Below are 2,795 nucleotides of genomic sequence, written 5' to 3'. Positions count from 1 at the left end.
GTGTAGCTTGGGAAAATATCGGGGCGGTGTGCCAGCAGGCGCTTGACTTGGGAGTCGGACTTGGGGACAAACTCGACGATCACATGGCGGCCCGCCTGCGCGAGAAAGGCTAAAATGTGTGGCAGCGGTGTGTTATTGGCCAGAGCAAGATGATGTACCAGTGCCAGTGCCAGTACCACATCGGCGGGGCCACGATCCAGCAGGGACTCTCGCTCGGCCAAGGCCCAGCCACAGCGTGGGCTTGGATTCATCAGATCCAGGGTGAGTGGCAGTAAGTTGCGCTCATCGTGCTGAACAACATCGCGCCAGCCGAGCTCCACCGCGGCGGGGTCGAAGTCCCAGGCAACGGTAAACGCCCCGCGCTGGCTCGCGAGTCGGCTGAAGCGCCCCGTGTTGGCCCCCAGATCCCAGGCAAGCGCTGGGCTTGGTGTGATTGCATCTAGTAGCTCGCCCACGAGCAGCTCTTTCGCTAAAAGCGCCGCGTCGGTGTAGTTCGTTGCCTCGTAGTAGTTTCCCCAGACCGTCCCCCCTGGCTCCCAGCGTAGCGAGTCAATCGTGCTCTCCAGGCTGTCTAAGAGCCCGAGCAGACCATTTTTGGAGACGGTGACCGTCCGTGGCTTTGCTGCGTTGCCCTCGCCACCCGCCTGCTGTGCTTTTGCGTGCAAGTGAATATGCATTGCTAGTCCGGGCGAGAGGCGTGTGGAGCGGGGCAATAACCTGCTGGCCAGATCGAGTGGGATGCCGTCGAGGTAGGTGCGCAAGAGCCCGGCGAGCCGGATGTCGCAGCGGCTCATCAGGGCGAGAGGCGCGAGGAAGTGCTGACAGAACTGGCGGTATGCTGCCCAGGGCTCGCCCTCGTGGTAGGGCGTGAACGAGAGAGTGTCAAAAAGAAGGGGACGTGCGCCCCGAAAGGCGATATTAAACGCGCTGGCATCTTTGAGGGTTAGGTTGTGCGCCAGTGCACGACGCTGGAGGGCGAGTGTCGTTTTTGCCGCCGCCTTGAGCTGCCCGAAGCACCACTCGTAGGGGTGGGCGATAAAGGGCAGTCGCTCCGGCTGAAGCACACATCCCCCCTCCTCCGTTGGCCCCCGGTCAAGGTGCGCCACCAGCAGGCCGGCCTCTACAAGCGTATCGTAGAGCCCTGAGCTGACGAGTCGCTCCAGTCCTGCCTTCCCCGAGGGGGCCACATAGCGGTAGAGAGTCCCCGCCTCATTGTAGATAAAGCCATCGGGGTCACGGAATGAGGCGGGATGGGGACTCACTTGCTACGATGGGCTCGTGCGACTTGAAGAAATCGCTGAAACGTTGTTTTGAGTGCAAAGATTAATCCGAGAGCGCCTGCAAGAGTCATTTGGATAAGTTGGCTACCTGCTCCTGGATCAAGATACGCATAAGATGCTTTTGCACTGGAGTCAATGGCTGCTATAACAGCGAAAACAACGATAAAAACACGGTTCATTTTAAAATCTCCTGATTGGCTTGCATAACCATTTTTTTTGCGAGTGAGTTCCATATTTTCTGTGACTTAATTTTCTTTAACTTTTTAGTAGGTGATCTATCTCTTCAGATTTCCTTTTACTATGATCTCACTTCAATATGAAAGAATCCTTAAAACAAAAATTAATTATTTATGAAAATAAGAGTGAGTCGTAAGTAGTGCACTGGTAACTACACACCGCTCGCGCCGTCCGCAGATTTAGGGTAGTATACCCTCCAAGTATATGACCGAGAAAGAGGGCAACGCACTTTACGACCAAGGACGGGAAGTCGTCGTGGCTTACCTAGTCGAAGTCACCAATCGTCTCAAGGCTATCGAAGCACGACTCAACCTCAACTCACAGAATTCTTCAAAGCCGCCCTCCACCGATCAGAAGAAGACAAACAAGAATCGAAGCCTCAGGAAAAACTCAGGACGAAAACCGGGAGGACAGCCCGGACATAAAGGCAAAACTCTGGAAAAGGTAGACAACCCAGACGAGGTTATCCCGCATCGCCCGGAGATATGTCTGCATTGTCAGACAAAACTTGAGGGGGTAGAAGCAAATGGCTATTTTGCTCGTCAAGTCTTTGAGATACCAGAGCCTAAAATTATCGTCACTGAGCATCGTGCTTTCTGTGTTATTTGTCCCTGCTGTGCCAAAGAGGCAAAAGCGGACTTTCCCCAAGGGGTAGGGCAAGCCGTACAGTATGGCCCCCGAATTCTAGGGTTTGCGACGTATCTGAGTGCAGATCATCTGGTTCCCTATGCCAGAGTGGCCAAGATCCTTGAAGACTTCACAGGGGTTACCTTCAGCCAAGGCACTCTCAACACCGCTCTTGAGACTGCTTTTGTTGGCCTGGAAAACTTTGAGCAGCGCGTGATTCTCGCTCTTGGTCGTGTGGGAATCCTCCATGTGGACGAGACGGGTGGCTGGATCAACAAAGTACGCTACTGGTTCCACGTGAGATGTACCAAGACCCTGACCTACCTGTTCTGCCACCAAAATCGTGGCAAAGAAGCCACCGATGACTTGCTGACTTACACGGGGCGGCTCGTCTCAGATTTTTTTGCCAGCTACAAAGATCTGGATTGTTTGCATCAGTTTTGCATGGCGCATATCTGCCGCGAGCTGGTGGGGGTCTTTGAGAAGACAGGTCAGGCTTGGGCCAAAGATTTGAAGGAGCATCTTGAGTGGTGCAATAAGGCTTGCCATGCTGCCAGAGAACGGGGATCTGCGAAGGTCTGGAACGCACGGATTCTCGCCTTTGAGTATGATGAGTTTGTCAAAGCAGGCATTCGCGCCAACCCGCTTGCC

The 2,795-nt window shown here is 54.3% G+C and carries 3 protein-coding genes; 1 reads left to right on the top strand and 2 read right to left on the bottom strand.

Features of this window, described 5'->3' with window-relative positions:
* Together ACH2EH_RS24450 and ACH2EH_RS24445 are read right to left on the bottom strand one after the other, a co-directional pair.
* A partial coding sequence (locus ACH2EH_RS24450; RefSeq protein WP_395145945.1) for an SAM-dependent methyltransferase occupies positions 1-1,262 on the bottom strand: 1,262 nt, incomplete at its 3' end.
* A complete protein-coding gene (locus ACH2EH_RS24445; protein WP_395145943.1) occupies positions 1,259-1,513 on the bottom strand; it encodes a hypothetical protein in 255 nt (84 codons plus the stop codon). The genes ACH2EH_RS24445 and ACH2EH_RS24450, both read right to left, overlap by 4 nt.
* A 208-nt stretch (positions 1,514-1,721) precedes the next feature.
* Between ACH2EH_RS24445 and tnpC the strand changes: the two genes are divergently transcribed.
* Positions 1,722-2,795: IS66 family transposase (gene tnpC, locus ACH2EH_RS24440; RefSeq protein WP_395145941.1), on the top strand; the 1,074-nt coding region annotated here is incomplete at its 3' end.

The sequence above is a fragment of the Armatimonas sp. genome, from assembly GCF_043760365.1.
In the GTDB taxonomy this organism is placed as follows: domain Bacteria; phylum Armatimonadota; class Armatimonadia; order Armatimonadales; family Armatimonadaceae; genus Armatimonas.
The sequence above is the reverse complement of the archived record's forward strand: the minus strand, read 5'-3'. Positions and strand labels throughout refer to the sequence as shown.

Coding starts and splice junctions, on each gene's coding strand:
- ACH2EH_RS24445 (WP_395145943.1), bottom strand. CDS start 1,513: ATGGAACTCACTCGCAAAAAAAATGGTTATGCAAGCCAATCAGGAGAT.